The organism is Streptomyces sp. NPDC028305, assembly GCF_055569495.1.
In genome coordinates this window covers 1,113,895-1,135,330 of record NZ_JBVHTN010000001.1, presented here as the reverse complement: position 1 = coordinate 1,135,330, position 21,436 = coordinate 1,113,895, and the positions used below count along the sequence as shown (strand labels likewise).

The following is a 21,436-nucleotide window of genomic DNA, read 5'->3' as shown; positions in this document are numbered from 1 at the left end:
ACCGTTCCGGGAGTTATCCGCTCGTACGTCCCGGAAGGAGCACCGCCACCATGAACAAGCCGCTGCGACACGCCTCCGTGTTCAGCCTGCTGCTCGTGCTGGCCCTGCTCATCTGGGCCACCTGGATCCAGGTGGCCAGGGCGCACAGCCTCGACGACAACGCCCACAACCCGCGCATGGCCATCAAGGAGTACTCCGGGCCCCTCGGCGACATCCTGGTCGGCGGCAAGCCGGTCACCGGCTCCGCCGCCACCAGCGGCGACCTGAAGTACAAGCGGACGTACACCGACGGCGAGCTGTACGCACCGGTCACCGGCTACGCCTCGCAGACGTACGGCACCACCCAGCTGGAGGCGCTCAACCGGGGCGTGCTGGACGGCTCGGACTCCCGGCTGGCGGGCCCCGACCAGTTGCTGACCCGGCAGCGGGCCAAGGCGGGCGATGTGCTCACCACCATCGACCCCGCCGCGCAGAAGGCCGCGTACAAGGGGCTCGGCAGCAAGACCGGCGCCGTCGTGGCCATCGACCCGAAGACGGGGAAGGTCCTCGCCCTGGCCAGCACCCCCTCCTACGACCCCGGCACCTTCGCGGGCTCCTCCGCCGCCGACCAGAAGGCGTGGAACGCGCTTCAGAAGGACGAGAAGCAGCCGATGCTCAACCGCGCGCTGCGCCAGACGTATCCGCCGGGCTCGGCCTTCAAGCTGGTCGTCGCCGCGGCGGCGCTGGAGGACGGGCTCTACGGCTCCGTGGACGAGCCGACGAAGAGCCCCGACCCGTACCGGCTGCCCGGCACGGTCACCGACATGACCAACGAGAGCGCGTCGGCCCCCTGCAAGAACGCGACGATACGCACCGCGCTCCAGTACTCCTGCAACACGGTCTTCGCGAAGATGGCGGTCGACCTGGGGCAGACCAAGGTCGCGGCCCAGGCGAAGAAGCTGGGCTTCGACGACTCCAAGCTGGACATCCCGGTGCGCGCCGCGAAGAGCGTCTACCCCAGCGGCATGGACGCCTCCCAGACCGCCCTGAGCGGCATGGGCCAGTTCGACGTCACCGCGACCCCGCTCCAGATGGCCATGGTCTCCGCGGCCATCGCGGACGGCGGCACCCTGATGAAGCCGTATCTGGTCGACCGCACCACCGACGGCAGCGGGGGCACCCTGGACCGGACCGAGCCCGCCGCGTACAGCCGGGCCATGTCGTCGTCCACGGCCTCGCAGCTGCGGTCCGCGATGACGACGGTGGTGGAGCGGGGCACCGGCACCAGCGCCCAGATCCCTGGGGTGACGGTCGGCGGCAAGACCGGCACCGCGCAGCACGGCGAGAACAACAGCGCGAACCCGTACGCGTGGTTTGTGAGTTACGCGGCTGACGGGCAGGGCCATCAGGTCGCGGTCGCGGTGGCGGTCGAGGACAGCGGCGCGGCCCGCGCCGACATCTCCGGCGGCGGCCTGGCCGGGCCGATCGCCAAGTCGGTGATGAAGGCGGCGCTGGGCGTATGAGGGGCACACGGCCTCCGGAGGAGGACCGAGCCCCAAAAGAGACGCGCCGGAAGCAGGCCGAGCCCTGAAAGTAGACTGTGACCGTGAGCGAGAGCCCCCAGAACGAGCCCGATGAGTTCGACGAGATCGTCGGAGCCGAGACCGACCGCGACCCCGATCTCGCCGTGATCGAGGCCGGGAGCCGGACGCTGCGCACCCGGTCCGGGCCGGCGCAGGGGGACGGAGTGCCCTCCCGTCCGGCCGACCCGGAGCTGGACCGGGCGCTGCGGGAGGTGGAGGCGGAGCTCGCGGGGCGCTGGCCCGAGACCAAGCTGGACCCCTCGCTGGTGCGCGTCGAGGCGCTGATGGACATCCTCGGCTCCCCGCACCGCGCCTACCCCTCGATCCACATCACCGGCACAAACGGCAAGACCAGCACCGCCCGCATGATCGAGTCGCTGCTGGGCGCCTTCGACCTGCGCACCGGCCGCTACACCAGCCCGCACGTCCAGTCGATCACCGAGCGGATCAGCCTGGACGGGGCGCCGATCTCCGCCGAGCGGTTCATCGAGACCTACCAGGACATCCGGCCGTACGTCGACATGGTCGACGCCTCACAGGAGCACCGGCTCTCGTTCTTCGAGGTGCTCACCGGCATGGCGTACGCGGCCTTCGCGGACGCGCCGGTCGACATCGCGGTGGTCGAGGTCGGTATGGGCGGCGTCTGGGACGCCACCAATGTGATCGACGCCGGGGTCGCGGTGATCATGCCGATCTCGCTGGACCACACCGACCGGCTGGGCACCACTCCGGAGCAGATCGCGACGGAGAAGGCCGGGATAGTCAAGCAGGACGCCACGGTGGTGCTGGCACAGCAGCCGCTGGAGGCCGCGTCCGTGGTCCTCAAGCGCGCGGTCGAGGTGGATGCCACGGTCGCCCGCGAGGGCATGGAGTTCGGCGTGCTCTCCCGCGAGGTGGCGGTCGGCGGCCAGCTGCTGACCCTGCGCGGCCTCGGCGGTGAGTACCCGGAGGTCTTCCTCCCGCTGTACGGGGCCCACCAGGCGCACAACGCGGCGGTGGCGCTGGCCGCCGTGGAGGCGTTCTTCGGCGTCGGCTCGGAGCACGCCCGCATCCTGGACATCGACACGGTCCGCACCGCCTTCGCCTCCGTCACCTCCCCGGGCCGGCTCGAAGTGGTGCGCCGCAGCCCGACCGTGGTCCTGGACGCCGCGCACAACCCGGCCGGGGCGCGGGCGGCGGCCGAGGCGGTCACCGAGGCCTTCGGCTTCAGCAGGCTGATCGGTGTGGTCGGCGCGAGCGGCGACAAGGACGTACGCGGCGTCCTGGAGGCCTTCGAGCCGATCTTCGCGGAGGTGGTGATCACCCGCAACTCCACCGAGCGCGCGATGGACGTGGACGAGCTGGCCGGCTTCGCCGTCGAGGTCTTCGGCGCGGAGCGGGTGCAGGTCGAGCCGCGGCTGGACGACGCCCTGGAGGCGGCGATCACGCTCGCGGAGGAAGAGAGCGAGTACTCGGGCGCGGGCGTGCTGGTGACCGGGTCGGTGATAACGGTCGGCGAGGCCCGGCTGCTTCTGGGAAGGGGCTGACATGCGAACGCTGTGCGCATCCACCCTGATCGGTGAATTCTTTGTGATCGGCTTCGCCGGTCTGGTGGCCATGAAGGTCTCCGGCCTGTCCGTGGCCACGGTGTGGACGGTCTGCGGCATCGCCATGGCGCTGTGCGTCCTGCTGTGCGGGATGCTCGGCCGCCCCGGCGCGGTGCACATCGGCTGGGCCCTTCAGATCGGCCTGGTGCTGAGCGGCACCATCGTCACCACCATGTACGTTCTGGGCGCGGCCTTCGCGGGGCTGTGGTGGGCCTCGGTCCACTACGGCCGCAAGGTCGACGAGGCGAAGGCCCGTTTCGCTTCCGCCCGCGCCGGCACCGCCGGTGCTGACACTGCGTAACGTGGCCGTCGTTCACCCATGTAGCCTCGGCGGCACAGTTTCACCCGCATGCCACGTTCCAAGGGAGTTCTCGCAGTGACCCAGCGCACGCTCGTCCTTCTCAAGCCCGACGCCGTACGACGCGGACTGATCGGCGAGATCCTGAGCCGCATCGAGAAGAAGGCGGGCTGGACGATCAGCGCGCTGGAGCTGCGCGAGCTCGGCCGCGAGGTGCTGGAGCAGCACTACGCCGAGCACGTGGGCAAGGCCTTCTACGAGCCGCTGGTGGACTTCATGGCCTCCGGCCCGGTGGTCGCGCTGGTCGTCGAGGGCGAGCGCGTCATCGAGGGCGTACGGGCGCTGGCGGGGCCGACCGACCCGATCGCCGCGGCGCCGGGCTCCATCCGCGGCGACTTCGGCACGATCGTGCGGGAGAACCTGATCCACGCCTCCGACTCCGAGGAGTCCGCCCAGCGGGAGATCAAGATCTTCTTCCCCGGGCTCGCCTGAACCCGCCTGAACTCGTCCGGGCCGGGTTGACCGTTCATCACATGGTCACCCGGTCCCACCTGGGGCGGCCGCCATTGTTCGGCCGCCCTTCGGCATATGCGGGCCGATCGGGGGAACGCATCCCCGCGACACGACGTCACCATTAGCAGGGGGCGGGCCCGTGTTCTGCTGACAATGGCGGAGGACCCCCGCAGCGTGTTCGAGCGGGCGTGACTACGATGAGAGCTTCCGCGCCTCGCAGCGCACCACATCCTGCCGACCTCAAGCAAGCAATCGCTCAATTGGGAAGGCCTGACGCATCCTCATGGGGAACAACATGTCGTTCATCGGCCGTGACATGGCTGTCGACCTCGGGACCGCCAACACGCTGGTGTACGTCAGGGGCCGCGGGATCGTCCTCAACGAGCCGTCCGTCGTCGCCATCAACACCAACACCGGCGGAATCCTCGCGGTGGGCGCCGAGGCGAAGAAGATGATCGGCCGCACCCCTGGCAACATCGTGGCCGTGCGCCCGCTGAAGGACGGCGTGATCGCCGACTTCGAGATCACCGAGCGGATGCTGCGCTACTTCATCCTGAAGATCCACAAGCGCCGCTATCTCGCCCGCCCCCGCGTCGTCGTCTGCGTGCCCTCCGGCATCACCGGCGTCGAGCGCCGCGCGGTCATCGAGGCCTCCACCCAGGCGGGCGCCCGCCAGGTGCACATCATCGAGGAGCCCATGGCCGCCGCCATCGGCTCCGGCCTGCCCGTCCACGAGGCCACCGGCAACATGGTCGTGGACATCGGCGGCGGCACCACCGAGGTCGCGGTCATCTCGCTCGGCGGCATCGTCACCGCGCAGTCCATCCGGGTGGCGGGCGACGAGCTGGACAACGCGATCATCCAGCACATCAAGAAGGAGTACAGCCTTCTGCTCGGCGAGCGCACCGCCGAGAACATCAAGATCACGATTGGCTCCGCCTTCGAGGGCAAGGAGGAGGAGCACACCGAGATCCGCGGCCGTGACCTGGTCAGCGGTCTCCCCAAGACCGTCGTGATCTCCGCCGCCGAGGTCCGCAAGGCCATGGAGGAGCCGGTCAACTCGATCGTCGACGCGGTCAAGACCACCCTCGACAAGTGCCCGCCCGAGCTGTCCGGCGACGTCATGGACCGCGGCATCGTGCTCACCGGCGGCGGCGCCCTGCTGCGCGGCCTCGACGAGCGGCTGCGCCAGGAGACCGGCATGCCGATCCACATCGCCGAGGACCCGCTGGACTCGGTCGCGCTCGGCTCCGGCAAGTGCGTCGAGGAGTTCGAGGCGCTCCAGCAGGTGCTGGACGCCCAGCCCCGCAGATGACGATCCGGTGAATCCGCCGTACGGGTGGCCGACTTCCCGTACGGCGGAGCGGCGGTTCACTGATATACAGGCATTTGGCTCCCCATGACCGGCTACACGTGAAAATCGCCTGACGAATGACGTGGCCGGTCCGACTCCGACGAGGAAGGCACGTCGCCGCACGTGAGGGACACACGAGAGAGCCGGCTGCTCCTGGTGCTGCTGGTCGCCATCGCGTTCGCACTGATCACGGTGGACATCCGCGGCGGCGAGGACTCGCCCCTCGACGGCGCCAGGCAGGCCGCCGCATCCGTCTTCGGCCCCGTCGAGGACGGGGTCGCGTCCGCGGTCGACCCGGTCGGCAACGCCGTCGCGGCCGTACGGGACTCAGGCGAGCGGCATGACCGGATCAGCGCCCTGGAGCGGGAGAACGCGGAGCTCAAGCAGCGGCTCGGCAGCGACGACCGCAACCGCGCCCGCGTCGTCGAGCTGGACAAGCTGCGCAAGACCGCGGGCGCCGGCCAGTACGGCATCAAGGGCGCCCAGGTCATCGCCATAGGAGCGGCCCGGGGCTTCTCCTGGACCGTCACCATCGACGTGGGCAGCAAGGACGGCATCCGCCGCGACATGACCGTCATCAACGGCGACGGCCTGGTCGGCCGGGTCACCACCGTCGGCCCGTCCACGGCCACCGTCGTCCTGGCCATCGACCCGGAGTTCACCGTCGGCACCCGCATGGAGAAGTCCGGCGAGCTCGGCTTCGCCAACGGCCAGGGCGGCCGCTCGCTGCGCGTCCAGCTCCTCAACGGCAAGGCCAAGATCAAGAAGGGCGACCGGCTGGTCACCTTCGGCTCCCGCGCCAACAAGCCCTTCGTGCCCGGCGTTCCGGTCGGCGAGGTGGTCCGGGTCGACCCCTCGGGCGGCGATCTGACCCGCACCCTGCTGGTGCGCCCGTACGTGGGCTTCACCAAGCTCGACATCGTCGGGGTCGTCGTCGAGCCGCCGCGCGAGAACCCGCGGGACACGGTGCTGCCGCCCAAGCCCGCCAAGCCCAAGCCGGCGCCCACGGTCACCGTCACGGTCAAACCGACCTCGTCCCCGAGCGCCTCCGCCGACAGGAGCTGACCCATGCTGCGTCTGAACCGGGTCCTGCTCTCGACCCTCCTGGTGGTCATCGCCCTCGTCGTCCAGGTCTGTGTGCTCGCCCGGCTCCAACTGCCCGGCGCGGTCCCCGACCTGCTGCTGCTCGTCGTGCTCGGCCTCGCGCTGGTCTACGGCCACACGGGCGGCGCGCTCATCGGCTTCGGCGCCGGCCTGCTCGCCGACCTCGCCCCGCCCGCCGACCACGCCGCCGGGCGGTACGCCCTGGTGCTGTGCGTCATCGGCTATCTGGCGGGCCTCGCCAAGCCCGAGACCGGCCAGCTCCGGTCGGCCACCGGGCCGATGCTCGTGGTCGTCGCGGCGGCCATCGGCAGCACGCTGCTGTACGCGGGCGTCGGCCAGCTCGTCGGCGACGACGCCTCCCGCCATGTGGGCCTGAGCAAGCTGCTGTTCACCGCGGCGCTGTACGACCTGCTGCTGGCGCCCTTCACCGTGCCGCTGATCATGGGAATGGCCAGAAAGAGCGAGAACGACCCGATGGCCGACAGCTCCGGCGGCTCCCGGGTCGGCAGCCAGCGCGGCGGGCTCCTGATGAAGGCCGCCAACCGAGGGACGGGACGGCTCAAGGGGGTCAAGCGCCTGTGAGGCCTCGATCCGACATCCAGTGGGGGCAGCAGCCATGAGTAATATCCCGGAGACCGGGCGGACTCCGCGCGTCACCATCCGGCTGGTCGCCATCCAGATCATCGTCTTCTCGCTGCTGCTCACCCTCGGCGGCCGCCTGTGGTACCTCCAGATCCGCAACGGCGACGAATACACCGCGGAAGCCGCCAACAACCACGTCCAGCAGGTCGTCCACCCCGCCGTGCGCGGCTCGATACTGGACGCCCGCGGCGTGCCGCTCGCCGACAACGAGACCCGCCTGGTCGTCTCCGCCAGCCGCACCGAGCTGATGAAGATGAAGGACGACGGAAAGGCCGTCCTCACCCGTCTCGCCGACGTCCTGGACATGAAGCCCAAGGACGTGATGGACAAGGTCCGGCTGTGCGACGCCAAGACGGCCCAGCCCTGCTGGAACGGCTCGCCGTACCAGCCCATCCCCATCACCGACGAGGCCAGCCCCAAGCAGGCCCTCCAGATCCGCGAGCGCGAAGAGGACTTCCCGGGGATAAGCGCGGAGCCGACCGCCGTGCGCCGCTACGCCGCCCCGGGCGACGCCAACGCCGCACAGGTGCTCGGCTACCTCTCCCCGGTCACCGACGAGGAGATCAAGAAGGCCGAGGACAGCCATTCGCCGCTGCTCCGCTCCGACCAGGTCGGCCGTAACGGCCTGGAGCGCGAGTACGACGACCAGCTGCGCGGCAAGGCCGGGGTCACCCGCTACGAGGTGGACAACCTCGGCCGGGTCATCGGCCAGGCGGAGAGCCAGAAGGCCCAGCCCGGCGCCAACGTCGTCACCAGCATCGACGCCCGGGTGCAGGCCGTCGCCGAGAAAGAGCTGGACCAGGCGATGAAGGACGCCCGCAAGGAGATGGACCGGAACACGGGCCGCAGGTACGAGGCGGACGCGGGCGCGGTCGTGGTCATGGAGGCGAAGACCGGCCGGGTGGTCGCGATGGCCTCCAACCCGACGTACGACCCCAACGCCTGGGTCGGCGGCATCTCCGGCAAGGACTACAAGAGGCTCACCGGCAAGAACTCCAACTACCCGCTGCTGAACCGGGCGATCCAGGGCCAGTCGGCCCCCGGCTCGATCTTCAAGGTGATCCCGACCACGGCCGCGGTCAACGCCGGCTACCCCTTCGACGGCAACTACAACTGCTCCAGCTCGTTCAGCATCGGCTCACAGGTCTTCAAGAACTTCGAGTCGAAGGGCTACGGCCCGATCAGCCTCGGCCGGGCGCTTGAGGTCTCCTGCGACACCGTGTTCTACGACCTCTCGTACAAGCAGTGGCAGAAGGACGGCGGCAACAAGCCCAAGAAGCACCCGGCGGACTGGTTCTACAAGACCGCCCACCAGTTCGGCCTCGGCAAGGAGACCGGCATCGACCTCCCCAACGAGGTCACCGGCCGGATCCCGGACCGCCAGTGGAAGAAGGACTACTGGAAGGCCAACAAGAACGGCTGGTGCAAGTACGGCAAGAAGGACGGCAACTACGGCCAGCGGATCGCCTACGAGAACTGCCTCGAAGGCATGAAGATGCGCGCCGGTGACTCGGTGAACTACTCCATCGGCCAGGGCGACACGCTCGTCACCCCGATCCAGATGGCGACCATCTACGCCGCGATCAGCAACGGCGGCACGCTGTACGACCCGACCATCGGCAAGGCGATCATCAGCGCCGACGGCAAGAAGGTCCAGGAGATCAAGCCGAAGTCGCACGGCAAGCTGCCGATGGACGGGCAGACGCGCCGCCAGATAGACAGCGCCCTCGCGGGAGTCGCGACCCGCGGCACCGCCGCCTGGCGATTCGGCGGCTGGCCGCAGAACAAGATCCCGATGCACGCCAAGACGGGTACGGCCGAGGTCTACGGCAAGCAGACGACCTCGTGGTTCGCGACGTACACCAAGGACTACTCGATCGTCATGACGATCTCCCAGGGTGGTACCGGCTCCGGCGCCTCCGGCCCGGCCGTGCGCAACATCTACAACGCGCTCTACGGGGTGGACGCCAAGGGCGGCATCGACAACAAGAAGGCGCTGCTGCCCAAGCCCCAGGCGACCCTCCCCAAGATCGATTCCGATGGCACCATTCAGGACCAGCCGCTGGGCCCGCCGGTCAAGGCGGTCGGAAGGCGGGACGAGCAAGCGTGAGTGCCTCTACGCACACGTACACCACGCGCCGGTTCACGCCCGAGCGCGGCACCTGGGGCAAGCTCATGGCGCGCGACTCGATCGTGCGCCGCCTGGACTGGATACTGCTGTTCGCCGCGCTGGCCCTGTCCGCCATCGGCACCGTCCTCGTCTACTCCGCCACCCGCAACCGCACCGAGCTCAACCAGGGCGACCCGTACTACTTCCTGATCCGGCACGCCATGAACACCGGCATCGGGCTGGTGCTGGCCGTCGGCACGATCTGGCTCGGCCACCGCACACTGCGCGGGGCCGTGCCGGTGCTGTACGCGCTGTCCGTGATCCTCGTCCTCGCCGTCCTCACCCCGCTCGGCTCCACCATCAACGGGGCGCACGCGTGGATCGTGATCGGCGGCGGCTTCTCCCTCCAGCCCTCCGAGTTCGCCAAGATCACCATCATCCTGGGGATGGCGATGCTGCTGGCGGCGCGCGTGGACGCGGGGGACCGCGTCAACCCCGACCACCGCACCGTCGTCCAGGCCCTCGGGCTCGCCACGCTGCCCATCGCGATCGTGCTGCTCATGCCGGACCTCGGCTCGGTGATGGTCATGGCGGTGATCGTGCTCGGCGTGCTGCTCGCCTCGGGCGCGTCCAACCGCTGGGTCGTGGGGCTGATCGGCGCGGCCGTCATCGGCGCGGTCCTGATCTGGCAGCTCGGCGTGCTCGACCAGTACCAGATCGACCGCTTCGCCGCCTTCGCCAACCCGGCCCTCGACCCGGCTGGCGTCGGCTACAACACCAACCAGGCGCGGATCGCGATCGGCTCGGGCGGCCTCACCGGCAAGGGGCTGTTCCACGGCACCCAGACCACCGGCCAGTTCGTGCCCGAGCAGCAGACCGACTTCGTCTTCACGGTCGCGGGGGAGGAGCTGGGCTTCCTCGGCGCGGGCCTGATCATCGTGCTGCTCGGTGTCGTGCTGTGGCGCGCCTGCCGCATCGCGCGGGACACCACCGAGCTCTACGGCACGGTCGTCGCCGCCGGGATCATCGCCTGGTTCGCCTTCCAGGCGTTCGAGAACATCGGCATGACGCTGGGCATCATGCCGGTGGCCGGTCTGCCGCTGCCGTTCGTCTCGTACGGCGGGTCGTCGATGTTCGCCGTGTGGATAGCGGTCGGCCTGCTTCAGTCGATCCGCGTACAGCGTCCCGTATCGGCCTGACGCCCGATCCGCCCGACGCCGGGGCTGCCCTCAAACGCCGCACAGCAGTACATTCACGTCATGGCGGACACGGTGCGTGAGATCGAGCGAAAGTACGAGGCCCCCGACGACGGCCGGCTCCCCGATCTGACCGGGGTCGCCGGCGTCGCGGAGGTCGTGAACAAGGGCGTGGCCACGCTGGACGCCACGTACTACGACACCGCCGACCAGCGGCTCGCGGCGGACCGCATCACCCTGCGCCGCCGCACGGGCGGCAGCGACGCGGGGTGGCACCTCAAGCTGCCCGCCGGGCCGGACGCCCGGGACGAGATCCGCGCCCCGCTGTCGGACACGCTGCCCGCCGAGCTCGCCGCCCTCGTACGCTCCCGCGTCCGCGACAAGGGGCTCGTCCCGCTGGTCCGCCTGGTGTCCGAGCGGGACGTCAGACACCTCGTGGACGCCGACGGCGCCCTGCTCGCCGAGCTGTCCGCCGACCGCGTCACCGCCAGCCGTCTGACCCCGGAGCAGGGCGAGCCGGTGGGGTGGACGGAGGTCGAGATGGAGCTCGCCCCGGGCGGCGACCCGGCGCTCCTCGACGCGCTCGAATCGCATCTGACGGAGGCGGGGCTGCGCCGCTCGGCCGCACCGTCCAAGCTCGCCAGGGCGCTGGCCGAGACCAGGGTCGCGCGGGACGGCACGAAGGGCGCCGAGTCGGCCGACAAGAAGGCCGAGACGGGCAAGAAAGCCAAGGCGGGCAAGAAGGCGGGCAAGGGTGCGAAGGGCGCCGGGCCCACGGCGGGCGACGTGGTCCTCCGCTACGCACGCGCCCAGATAGCCGACGTCGTCTCGCTCGACCCCGCCGTCCGCCTGGACGCGCCCGACTCCGTCCACCGCATGCGTGTCGCCACCCGCCGCCTGCGCAGCTCCTTCCGCTCCTACCGCAAGGTCCTGGACCGGGCCGTCACCGATCCCATCGGCGACGAGCTGAAGTGGCTGGCCGGCGAGCTCGGCATCGACCGCGACCGCGAGGTGCTCACCGCCCGGATCGAGGAGCGGCTCGCCGAGGTCCCGGACGGGCTGCGCGCCGGCCCCGTGGCGGAGCGGCTGGGCACCTGGTCGCGGACGAGCCGCCGCGGTTCGCGCGAGCGGCTGATCGGCGTGCTCGACGGCGAGCGCCACCTCGCCCTGCTGGCCTCCCTGGACGCGCTGTCCGCCGACCCGCCGCTGCGGCCCGCCGCCGACCGCCCCGCCGAGGACGTGATCCTCGCGGCCGTGCTGCGCGACTACGAACGGCTCGCCGCCCTTGTCGCCGCCGCCCTCGCCGCTCCCCCCGGGCACGACCGGGACCTCGCCGTGCACGAGGCGCGCAAGAAGGCCAAGCGCGCCCGCTACGCCGCCGAGGCCGCCCGCCCCGCGCTCGGCAAGCCCGCCAAGGCGTTCGCGGGGCTCATGACCGAGCTCCAGGATCTGCTCGGCGACCACCAGGACAGCGTGGTCGCCCGCGAGGCGCTGCGCGACCTGGCCGAGCAGGCGCACGCCGCCGGGGAGCGCGACTTCACCTTCGGCGTCCTGTACGCCCGGGAGGAGGCGCTGGCCGCGCGGCGGGAGGCCGAGCTGCCCGCGTTGTGGGCCGAGGTCTCGCGCGAGAAGCACCGGGCGGCGCTGCGGCCGTGAGCGGCGTCAGGAGTGTCCGCCGGGCGGGTTAGGCTTGGGGGTCACCCTTGTCAGCTCACGAAGGTCTTCCGGATGTCTGTCGAGTCGGTCTTTCCGCAGCTCGAGGCCCTGCTCCCGCATGTGCAGAAGCCGATCCAGTACGTGGGCGGGGAGCTGAACTCCACCGTCAAAGCCTGGGACAGCTGCGACGTCCGCTGGGCGCTCATGTACCCGGACGCGTATGAGGTCGGTCTGCCCAACCAGGGCGTCATGATCCTTTACGAGGTACTGAACGAGCGCGAGGGCGTGCTCGCGGAGCGCACGTACAGCGTCTGGCCGGACCTCGAAGCGCTCATGCGCGAGCACAAGGTGCCGCAGTTCACCGTCGACTCGCACCGCCCGGTCGCGGCCTTCGACGTCTTCGGGCTCTCCTTCTCCACCGAGCTCGGCTACACCAACATGCTGACCGCGCTCGACCTGGCCGGGATCCCGCTCGAGGCCAAGGCCCGCACCGAGGACCACCCCATCGTGGTTGCGGGCGGTCACGCCGCGTTCAACCCCGAGCCGATCGCGGACTTCATCGACTGCGCGGTGATCGGGGACGGCGAGCAGGCCGTCCTGGAGATGACCGAGATCATCCGCGCCTGGAAGGCCGAGGGCCGCCCCGGCGGCCGGGACGAGCTGCTGTTCCGCCTCGCCCGCACCGGCGGCGTCTATGTGCCGGCGTTCTACGACGTGGAGTACCTGCCCGACGGCCGGATCTCCCGCGTCGTGCCCAACCGCTCCGGCGTGCCGTGGCGGGTCTCCAAGCACACCGTCATGGACCTGGACGAGTGGCCGTACCCGAAGCAGCCGCTGGTGCCGCTCGCCGAGACCGTCCATGAGCGGATGTCCGTCGAGATCTTCCGCGGCTGCACGCGCGGCTGCCGCTTCTGCCAGGCGGGCATGATCACCCGCCCGGTGCGCGAGCGCTCCATCACCGGCATCGGCGAGATGGTCGACAAGGGGCTCAAGGCCACCGGCTTCGAGGAGGTCGGCCTGCTGTCCCTGTCCTCCGCGGACCACACCGAGATCGGCGACGTCGCCAAGGGCCTCGCCGACCGCTACGAGGAAGACAAGATCGGGCTGTCGCTCCCGTCGACCCGGGTGGACGCCTTCAACATCGACCTCGCCAACGAGCTCACCCGCAACGGCCGCCGCTCCGGCCTCACCTTCGCCCCCGAGGGCGGCAGTGAGCGCATCCGCAAGGTCATCAACAAGATGGTCTCGGAAGACGACCTGATCAGGACCGTCGCCACCGCGTACGGCAACGGCTGGCGCCAGGTGAAGCTGTACTTCATGTGCGGCCTGCCGACCGAGACCGACGACGACGTGCTCCAGATCGCCGACATGGCCATGAAGGTCATCGCCAAGGGCCGCGAGGTCTCCGGCAAGAACGACATCCGCTGCACCGTCTCGATCGGCGGCTTCGTCCCCAAGCCGCACACCCCCTTCCAGTGGGCCCCGCAGCTCGGCGCCGAGGAGACGGACGCCCGCCTGGAGAAGCTGCGCGACAAGATCCGCGGCGACAAGAAGTACGGCCGCTCCATCGGCTTCCGCTACCACGACGGCAAGCCGGGCATCGTCGAGGGCCTGCTCTCCCGCGGCGACCGCCGGGTGGGCGCGGTCATCCGCGCGGTCTACGAGGACGGCGGCCGCTTCGACGGCTGGCGCGAGCACTTCAGCTACGACCGCTGGATGGAGTGCGCCGAGCGGGCGCTGCCCGAGTTCGGCGTGGACGTCGACTGGTACACCACCCGCGAGCGCGCCTACGAGGAGGTCCTGCCCTGGGACCACCTGGACTCCGGCCTCGACAAGGACTGGCTCTGGGAGGACTGGCAGGACGCCCTCGACGAGACGGAGGTCGACGACTGCCGCTGGACCCCGTGCTTCGACTGCGGCGTCTGCCCGCAGATGGACACGCAGATCCAGATCGGACCGACGGGCAAGAAGCTGCTGCCTCTGACGGTCAAGAACGCTGGTCCGACGCCCGCCGTGAGTGGTCACGCGCACTGAGGGCGAGGGCGAGGTGCCGCACCCTGATCTACACGGTCACTTGAGGATCTCGAGCAGCCGATCGGCGAGAGTCGCTGCTGAGTGGGGATTCTGTCCGGTGATCAGGTTGCGGTCCTCGACCATGTACGGCTCCCATATCGGGCCGCGGCTGAATTCGACGCCGACCTGGTCCTTGAGTTCGGTCTCCAGCAGCCACGTTGCCCTGGAGGCCAGCCCGACCGCCTCTTCCTCCTCATTGGTGAAGCCCGTGACCCGGTAGCCCTTGAAGGGTGACTCGCCGTGCATTCTCGTGGCCAGCATCGCGGAAGGGGCGTGGCATACGATCGCGAGCGGGTCGCCGGAGGCGAGTTGCGCCGTCAGCAGGCGGCCGGCATCGGCGTCGAACGCCAAGTCCGACATGGGACCGTGACCACCGGGCAGATACACCGCGTCGTAGTCCTCGAGACGGACGTCCGAAAGTTTGAGGGGCCGACGCAACACCTCGGCATCGCGGATGATGGCTTCCAGTTCGAGGGCTCCGTCCTCACCACCCGCCATCGAGGGGCGCAGGCTCATCATGTCGACGTTCGGGATCGCACCGCCGGGTGTCGCGACCACGACGTCATGGCCGGCCTCCGTGATCTTCTTGTAGGGCATCGCGAACTCTTCGGCCCAATATCCCGTCGCATGCCTGGTGCCGTCCTTGAGCACCCAATACGTCGCCCCACTCACGATGAAGAGGACTTTCGCCACGGCGCCCACCTCCCCGCCCGAGAACAGCTCGCACATTCATTGCACGCTCGGCACAGCAGCCCGGCAAGTCCAGTGACTCTCCGGGACACAGTCGTAGCCGAGAGAGACGCTTCTGCCCGCGCATGGACACGCGAATCCGGATCGGACCGACGGGCAGGAAGCTGCCACCGCCGACGGCCGTCAAGTAACCCACGGCCCGACAAGTACGCTGGAAGGGGCACGGGCCGCGCACCCGCACAAGGTGAGGGCCCGGCCTCCGGCGTTCGACAGCAACACCTCGATCGCAACACCTCGATCGCAACACCTCGACAGCAAGGCTTCGACGGCAAGGAGAAGGACCCCTGGGCAAGCGACAGCCCGAAGGCCCGCCGCCCGCACCCGCGGTGCAGCGCATTCGTTTGCGCTACACCAAGCGCGGCCGCCTCCGGTTCACCAGCCACCGCGACTTCCAGCGCGCCTTCGAGCGGGCGCTGCGCCGCGCCGAGGTGCCCATGGCGTACTCGGCGGGGTTCACCCCGCACCCCAAGGTGTCGTACGCCAATGCCGCACCCACCGGCACGGGCAGTGAGGCCGAGTACCTGGAGATCCAGCTCACCGAGGCGCGCGACCCCGAAAGGCTGCGTGAGCTCCTCGACGAGTCGCTGCCCGCCGGGCTCGACGTCACCGAGGCCGTCGAGGCCCATACGCCGGGCCTGGCCGATCGGCTTCAGGCCTCCGTCTGGGAGATCCGGCTGAGCGGGGTCGCCCCCGAGGAGGCCGAGCGCGCCGTCGCCGCCTTCCTCGCCGCCGAAACGGTCGAGGTCGAGCGCCGGACGAAAAACGGGTTGCGGTCCTTCGACGCACGTGGTGCCGTCGCCCGGCTCGAGGCCCTCGCGGCCCCGGTCGATAGGCCGGGGGACCCTGCCTGTGCGATACTGCGGCTGGTGGTACGGCATCTGACACCTGCCGTGCGACCCGACGACGTCCTGTCCGGTCTCCGCGCTACGGCCGACCTGGCGCCGCCGGTCCCCGCAGCGGTGACCAGGCTGGCGCAGGGGCTGCTCGATGAGGAGTCCGGCACGGTGACCGACCCGCTCGCGCCCGATCGCGAGGCAGTACCGGCCGCCCCACCCACGGCCGCCGGGCTGACCGCCGCGATGGCGCCGGAAGGTTCCGCGTAGGACCGCCGTCGATGCGCCGCCGGTGCACCAGGGAGCCACCCCGGGTCCGGCAGGCGCACTGACCAGGAGACTTTCGCCGGTCCCGGCATTTCCGGTCCCGGCGAGTGAGACGACAGCTCCCGTGCGGCGCCCGCGCCGCGGGCGGCGGCAATCGCGCAGAGCGCGAATTGCCGCCGAACGCGGACGCGGCGCCCGGGAGCGTGACGGGAGAAACGCCCGCATGCTCGAGCCTATTGAGCCGATCGAACCTATCCAGCCCTTGGGACAGCCCGCTCAGCGTGCCGTCGCCCCCAGGGACACCACCGAGAACAACACCCCAAGCGACACCCTGCCGCCGCGCCGCCGCCGCGCGGCCTCCCGGCCGGCCGGCCCGCCCGCGGCAGTGGTGAGCGACGAGGCGGCCCAGTCCGCCGCTCCGGCCATACCGGCCGCCTCGACCACCGACCTCGACCCCCAGGCCGCCGCGCCGTCCGCTTCGGCGGAGGAGCCGGTGCCCGCGCCGCGTACGCGCCGTCGCGCCACGCGCAAGGCGACGGCCCCGGCGGGCTCGCCGGAGACCGCCGAGACCGCGCTCTCCGCGGCGGAGTCCGCTCCTGCCGCTGAGGACGGCACACCGGCCGAGGAGCCGGTGCCCGCGCCGCGCACACGCCGCCGGGCCACGCGCAAGGCGACCGCTGAGGCGGGCTCGCCGGAGGTGGCCGCCCAGACCGCCGAGGACGCCGATGTCGTGGAGGAGGCCGCCGCGCCGGTGCGCGGGCGTCGCCGTGCGACCCGCCAGGCGTCCGCTCCTGCCGGTCCGGCAGAGACCGCTGAGACCGTTGTCGCCGCCGAGGCCGCTGCCGTGCCCGACGAGGCGGCCGACGAGCAGCCTGCCGAGGAGTCCGATGAGGCCGCCGAGGCGGCGGCGCCGGTGCGCAAGCGCCGTCGCGCGACCCGCCAGGTGTCCGCTCCGGCCGCTTCGCCGGAGGCGGCCGAGGCCGAGACCGTCGTCGCCGCCGAATCCGACGAGGCCGCTGCCGAGAGCGGCGAGGCCGACGAGCCGGTCCGTAAGCGTCGTCGGGCGACGCGCAAGGCGACCGGCGAGGAGCAGGTCGCGGAGGACGTGGCCGCGTCGGAGCCCGTCGGCGAGGACGCCGATGAGGAGGCCGTGGCGCCGGTCCGCAGGCGTCGTCGGGTGGCGCGCAAGGCGACCGCCCCGGCGGGCTCGCCGGAGGCCGCCGCGACGGAAGAGACCCAGCCCGCCGAGACCGCCGAGACCGCTGACGCCGCCGCCCAGGCCGCGTCCGAGTCCGGTGCCGAGGCGGCGGAGGAGGCCGAGCCGACCGCGCGGCGTACCCGCCGCCGGGCGACGCGTAAGGCGACCGCCCCGGCAGGCTCGCCCGAGCCTGAGCCCGAGGCGCCGGAGGCGGCAGCCGCCGCTGCCGAGGTCTCTGCCGCACCTGCCGACGAGAGCCCCGCCGACGAGGACACCGCCGCGCCGCGCGCCCGTACCCGCCGTCGTGCGACCCGTACGGCCGCCGCTCCCGCCGCCGACGAGTCGGCCGAGGCCCCGCGGCCGTCGGCCGGTGAGCCGGAGGCCGCCGAGGCCGAGCCGGAGGCTCCGGCCAGGGGCCGGCGCCGGGCCGTGCGCCCGCCGACCGCCGTGTTCCAGGCCCCGGTGTTCACCGAGCCGGTGTTCCAGACGCCGGAGAGCGCCGCCCTGGCCGCCGCCGCGGCCGCCGAGGAGGCGGACGAGACGGACGAGGCGGAGGACGAGGAGCCGTTCGCGGTCGCAGAGCAGGCGGCGCCCACGGCTGCCCGCCGCCGTCGCCGTCGCCGCGGTGAGCCGTTCGACGACCAGGCCGCCCGGGCCGCACAGCCCGAGCAGGCCGCGCAGGCCGAGGCCGAAGAGACGGCCGAGACCGCCGAGGAGGCCGAGCTCGCGGACGGCGAGCACGGCGACGAGGAGTCGGGCGAGCGCCCGGCCCGCCGCCGTCGCCGTGGTGGCCGCCGCCGTCGCCGTGGCGAGGCCGCGGACGCCGAGGGCGCGGAGGGCCGCGCCGAGGGCGAGGCCGGCGAGCGCTACGAGGACGAGCACGCGGGCGAGGGCGCGGACGAGCAGGTCACCGGCGAGGCCGGGGCCGAGGAGTCCGAGGAGGACGAGGCCGGCGGCACCAGCAGCAGCCGTCGCCGCCGTCGCCGGCGCCGGCGCAGCGGGGACGCCGCCGAGGTCGAGTCGGGCGACGACCCGGAGCGTACGGTCGTCAAGATCCGCGAGCCGCGGGAGCGGCGCGCCAAGGAGGCCGAGTCCGGCGCCGACGAGGTGCAGTCCATCAAGGGCTCGACGCGCCTCGAGGCGAAGAAGCAGCGCCGCCGCGAGGGCCGTGAGCAGGGCCGCCGCCGGGTGCCGATCATCACGGAGGCCGAGTTCCTGGCCCGCCGCGAGGCGGTCGAGCGGGTGATGGTCGTCCGGCAGAACGGCGAGCGCACCCAGATCGGCGTGATGGAGGACAATGTCCTCGTCGAGCACTTCGTCAACAAGGAACAGTCGAACAGCTACGTCGGCAACGTCTACCTGGGCAAGGTGCAGAACGTCCTGCCGTCGATGGAGGCCGCCTTCGTCGACATCGGCAAGGGCCGCAACGCCGTGCTCTACGCGGGCGAGGTCAACTTCGAGGCGCTGGGGCTGTCCAACGGCCCGCGCCGGATCGAGACCGCGCTGAAGTCCGGCCAGTCCGTGCTGGTCCAGGTCACCAAGGACCCGATCGGTCACAAGGGCGCCCGGCTGACCAGCCAGGTATCCCTCCCCGGCCGCTACCTGGTGTACGTGCCCGAGGGCTCGATGACCGGCATCAGCCGCAAGCTGCCGGACACCGAGCGCGCGCGTCTGAAGCAGATCCTCAAGAAGATCGTCCCCGAGAACGCGGGCGTTATTGTCCGGACCGCGGCCGAGGGCGCGAGCGAGGAGGAGCTGTCCCGCGACGTCAAGCGGCTTCAGGCGCAGTGGGAGGAGATCCAGAAGAAGGCGAAGGGCGGCGGCGCCCCGACGCTGCTCTACGGCGAGCCGGACATGACCGTCCGGGTCGTCCGCGACATCTTCAACGAGGACTTCTCCAAGGTCATCGTGAGCGGCGACGGCGCCTGGGACACGATCCACGGATACGTCTCGCACGTCGCCCCCGACCTCGCGGACCGGCTTCAGCGGTGGACGTCGGACGTCGACGTGTTCGCCACGTACCGGATCGACGAGCAGCTGATGAAGGCGCTGGACCGCAAGGTGTGGCTGCCCAGCGGCGGCTCCCTGGTGATCGACCGGACCGAGGCGATGGTCGTGGTCGACGTCAACACCGGCAAGTTCACCGGCCAGGGCGGCAACCTGGAGGAGACGGTCACCAGGAACAACCTGGAGGCGGCCGAGGAGATCGTGCGCCAGCTGCGGCTGCGCGACCTCGGCGGCATCATCGTGATCGACTTCATCGACATGGTGCTGGAGTCCAACCGGGACCTGGTGCTGCGGCGCCTCCTGGAGTGCCTGGGCCGGGACCGTACGAAGCACCAGGTGGCGGAGGTCACCTCGCTGGGCCTGGTCCAGATGACCCGCAAGCGGGTCGGCCAGGGCCTGCTGGAGTCGTTCTCCGAGCCCTGCGTGCACTGCAACGGCCGTGGTCTGCTCGTCCACATGGACCAGCCGACGGCGGTCGGCGGTGGCGGCAAGCGCAAGAAGAAGAAGGGCGCGGCGGCCCAGCCCGAGCAGGCGCCGGAGGTCGTCGAGGCCGCTGAGGCCGCCGAGGCGGCCGTGGTCGAGGCCGAGCCGGAGACGGTGGCCGAGGCCGCCGCCGAGGCCGCGGAGCACCGGCACGCGCCGGAGCCGGTGACCTTCGCCGCCGACGAGGAGCTGTACAGCAGCGCCGCGGAGGCCGAGGCGGCCGCGACGCGTGGCCGTACGCGGCGCCGGGCGACCCGGAAGGTGACCGCCCCCGCGGGCGCCCCGAAGGCCGCGGAGCAGCCGGAGGCGGCCGTGGTCGTGCTGCCGGTCGAGGAGCCGAAGGAGGCCCCGGCCGAGGAGCCGAAGGCCGAGGCGGCGGCTGAGCCGGAGCCGGCCGTCGCGCCGGAGCCGGTGTCCGCGCCGCGTACGCGCCGCCGGGTGACCCGGAAGGTGTCCGCTCCCGCGGGCTCGCCTGCGGGCTCCGAGGAGGCGGCCGTGGTGGTCGTCAGCGCGGCCCAGGACGCCGGGCCGGAGCCGGAGCCCGAGGCCCCGGAGACGGCCCCCGAGACGGCCGCTGAGACGGCTTCCGAGGCGGCTTCCGAGGCCGCGGCGGAGCCTGAGGAGGCGGCGGCCCCGGCGCCGGCGAAGAAGACGGCCCGCAAGGCCGCCAAGAAGGCGCCCGCGAAGAAGGCCGCGGCCAAGAAGACGGCGGCGAAGAAGACGACCGCCAAGAAGACCGCGGCCAAGAAGACGACGGCCAAGAAGTCGGTGGCCAAGAAGACCGCGGCGGCGGAGCAGCAGACGCCGTCCTCGGTCTCGGCCTCCACCGACGACTGACACCGGCGACCGAGCACGCCGCACCGGGATCCGGGGCGGGGGTTGTCCACCCGACTGGGGCGGGCGCCCCCGCCCCGGCCCCGGTTTGACCCCCTGGTCCCGGCCCCGTAACCTTGACCGTCGGCGTTTGTACGCCAACCCCTGAGCAAATCCCTCCCGCCCCGCCGGGAGAGGCCGCTCGCCGTTGCCTGGGCATCCCTTCGTGGACGTACGCAGGTGATCGGTGAACCACTGACCGTGCCGGTCGATGGGGAGCGGCTGGCATCAGAGGTCCCGATTACTGACGAGAGAGTGAGAACCGCGTGTACGCAATCGTGCGCACCGGCGGCCGCCAGCAGAAGGTGTCCGTGGGCGACGTCATCGAGGTCGACCGTTTGTCCAGCAGCAAGGTCGGCGACACGGTGGAGCTCTCGACTCTGCTCGTTGTCGACGGTGACGCCGTGACCAGCGACCCGTGGGTGCTGGCCGGGGTGAAGGTGCACGCCGAGGTTGTGGACCACCACAAGGGCGCCAAGATCGACATCCTGAAGTACAAGAACAAGACCGGCTACCGGAAGCGGATCGGTCACCGTCAGCTGCACACCGCGCTGAAGGTCACCAGCATCGACGCGGCTGCGAAGTAAGGGACTGAGGAGACATGGCACACAAGAAGGGCGCATCGTCCACTCGGAACGGTCGCGACTCCAACGCCCAGCGGCTCGGCGTCAAGCGCTTCGGCGGCCAGGTCGTCAACGCGGGTGAGATCCTGGTCCGCCAGCGCGGCACGCACTTCCACCCGGGTGCGGGCGTCGGCCGTGGCGGCGACGACACGCTGTTCGCGCTGGCCGCCGGTGCGGTGCAGTTCGGCACCGCGCGTGGCCGCAAGGTCGTGAACATCGTTCCGGTCGCTGAGTAATCAGCCCGGGGCGACACCACACACCTTTCCGAGGGCGGACCGCTCTTTCCCGTGACGGGGAAGCGGGTCCGC

At 71.2% G+C, this 21,436-nt stretch carries 16 protein-coding genes; 15 read left to right on the top strand and 1 reads right to left on the bottom strand.

Annotation, left to right across the window (positions count from 1 at the left end):
* Positions 1–50 precede the first annotated feature (50 nt).
* From ACZ4WQ_RS05315 to ACZ4WQ_RS05265, 11 genes are all read left to right on the top strand, one after another.
* Entirely contained in the window at positions 51–1,502 is a 1,452-nt protein-coding gene (locus ACZ4WQ_RS05315) for a peptidoglycan D,D-transpeptidase FtsI family protein (RefSeq protein WP_398369368.1), read from the top strand.
* Between the two features lie 83 nt (positions 1,503–1,585).
* Positions 1,586–3,088 carry a bifunctional tetrahydrofolate synthase/dihydrofolate synthase gene (gene folC, locus ACZ4WQ_RS05310; RefSeq protein WP_311722443.1) on the top strand — a complete coding sequence of 501 codons (1,503 nt, stop codon included), beginning with the start codon at positions 1,586–1,588 and terminating at the stop codon, positions 3,086–3,088.
* 1 nt (position 3,089) lies between these two features.
* Entirely contained in the window at positions 3,090–3,449 is a 360-nt protein-coding gene (locus ACZ4WQ_RS05305; protein ID WP_311722445.1) for a DUF4233 domain-containing protein, read from the top strand.
* Positions 3,450–3,524: 75 nt separating this feature from the next.
* Positions 3,525–3,938: a nucleoside-diphosphate kinase gene (ndk, locus tag ACZ4WQ_RS05300; protein ID WP_311722446.1), complete on the top strand. Its 414-nt coding sequence runs from the start codon at positions 3,525–3,527 to the stop codon at positions 3,936–3,938.
* Positions 3,939–4,254: 316 nt separating this feature from the next.
* Positions 4,255–5,274, top strand: a complete 1,020-nt coding sequence (locus tag ACZ4WQ_RS05295) for a rod shape-determining protein (protein ID WP_311722447.1) — start codon at positions 4,255–4,257, stop codon at positions 5,272–5,274.
* Between the two features lie 162 nt (positions 5,275–5,436).
* On the top strand, positions 5,437–6,378 hold the full coding sequence (mreC, locus tag ACZ4WQ_RS05290; RefSeq protein ID WP_311722448.1) for a rod shape-determining protein MreC: 942 nt from the start codon (positions 5,437–5,439) through the stop codon (positions 6,376–6,378).
* A 6-nt stretch (positions 6,379–6,384) separates the two neighbouring features.
* Positions 6,385–6,999 (top strand): rod shape-determining protein MreD, encoded by a 615-nt coding sequence (gene mreD / locus ACZ4WQ_RS05285; RefSeq protein WP_311722916.1) that lies wholly within the window; start codon positions 6,385–6,387, stop codon positions 6,997–6,999.
* A 34-nt stretch (positions 7,000–7,033) separates the two neighbouring features.
* Positions 7,034–9,169, top strand: coding sequence for a penicillin-binding protein 2 (gene mrdA / locus ACZ4WQ_RS05280; protein WP_311722449.1), 2,136 nt, complete (start codon positions 7,034–7,036; stop codon positions 9,167–9,169).
* A 65-nt stretch (positions 9,170–9,234) separates the two neighbouring features.
* Entirely contained in the window at positions 9,235–10,368 is a 1,134-nt protein-coding gene (rodA, locus tag ACZ4WQ_RS05275) for a rod shape-determining protein RodA (RefSeq protein WP_311722917.1), read from the top strand.
* Between the two features lie 60 nt (positions 10,369–10,428).
* Entirely contained in the window at positions 10,429–12,021 is a 1,593-nt protein-coding gene (locus ACZ4WQ_RS05270; RefSeq protein WP_398369372.1) for a CYTH and CHAD domain-containing protein, read from the top strand.
* A 72-nt stretch (positions 12,022–12,093) separates the two neighbouring features.
* Positions 12,094–14,055, top strand: a complete 1,962-nt coding sequence (locus ACZ4WQ_RS05265) for a TIGR03960 family B12-binding radical SAM protein (RefSeq protein WP_385341901.1) — start codon at positions 12,094–12,096, stop codon at positions 14,053–14,055.
* A gap of 36 nt (positions 14,056–14,091) precedes the next feature.
* On the opposite strand, the gene ACZ4WQ_RS05260 is transcribed toward ACZ4WQ_RS05265, so the two are convergent.
* The gene (locus tag ACZ4WQ_RS05260) at positions 14,092–14,787 is read right to left on the bottom strand and encodes a type 1 glutamine amidotransferase domain-containing protein (RefSeq protein ID WP_398370496.1); all 696 of its coding nucleotides are present in this window, start codon (positions 14,785–14,787) and stop codon (positions 14,092–14,094) included.
* A gap of 383 nt (positions 14,788–15,170) precedes the next feature.
* Here ACZ4WQ_RS05260 and ACZ4WQ_RS05255 point away from each other — a divergent pair, with 383 nt between their 5' ends.
* The 4 genes from ACZ4WQ_RS05255 to rpmA all read left to right on the top strand — a co-directional run bounded on the left by ACZ4WQ_RS05255 (position 15,171) and on the right by rpmA (position 21,364).
* On the top strand, positions 15,171–15,947 hold the full coding sequence (locus ACZ4WQ_RS05255; protein WP_311722453.1) for a TIGR03936 family radical SAM-associated protein: 777 nt from the start codon (positions 15,171–15,173) through the stop codon (positions 15,945–15,947).
* Between the two features lie 220 nt (positions 15,948–16,167).
* Entirely contained in the window at positions 16,168–20,469 is a 4,302-nt protein-coding gene (locus ACZ4WQ_RS05250; protein WP_398369375.1) for a ribonuclease E/G, read from the top strand.
* Positions 20,470–20,771: 302 nt separating this feature from the next.
* On the top strand, positions 20,772–21,092 hold the full coding sequence (gene rplU / locus ACZ4WQ_RS05245; protein WP_311722456.1) for a 50S ribosomal protein L21: 321 nt from the start codon (positions 20,772–20,774) through the stop codon (positions 21,090–21,092).
* A 14-nt stretch (positions 21,093–21,106) separates the two neighbouring features.
* A complete protein-coding gene (rpmA, locus tag ACZ4WQ_RS05240) occupies positions 21,107–21,364 on the top strand; it encodes a 50S ribosomal protein L27 (protein ID WP_311722457.1) in 258 nt (85 codons plus the stop codon).
* Positions 21,365–21,436: the final 72 nt, after the last annotated feature.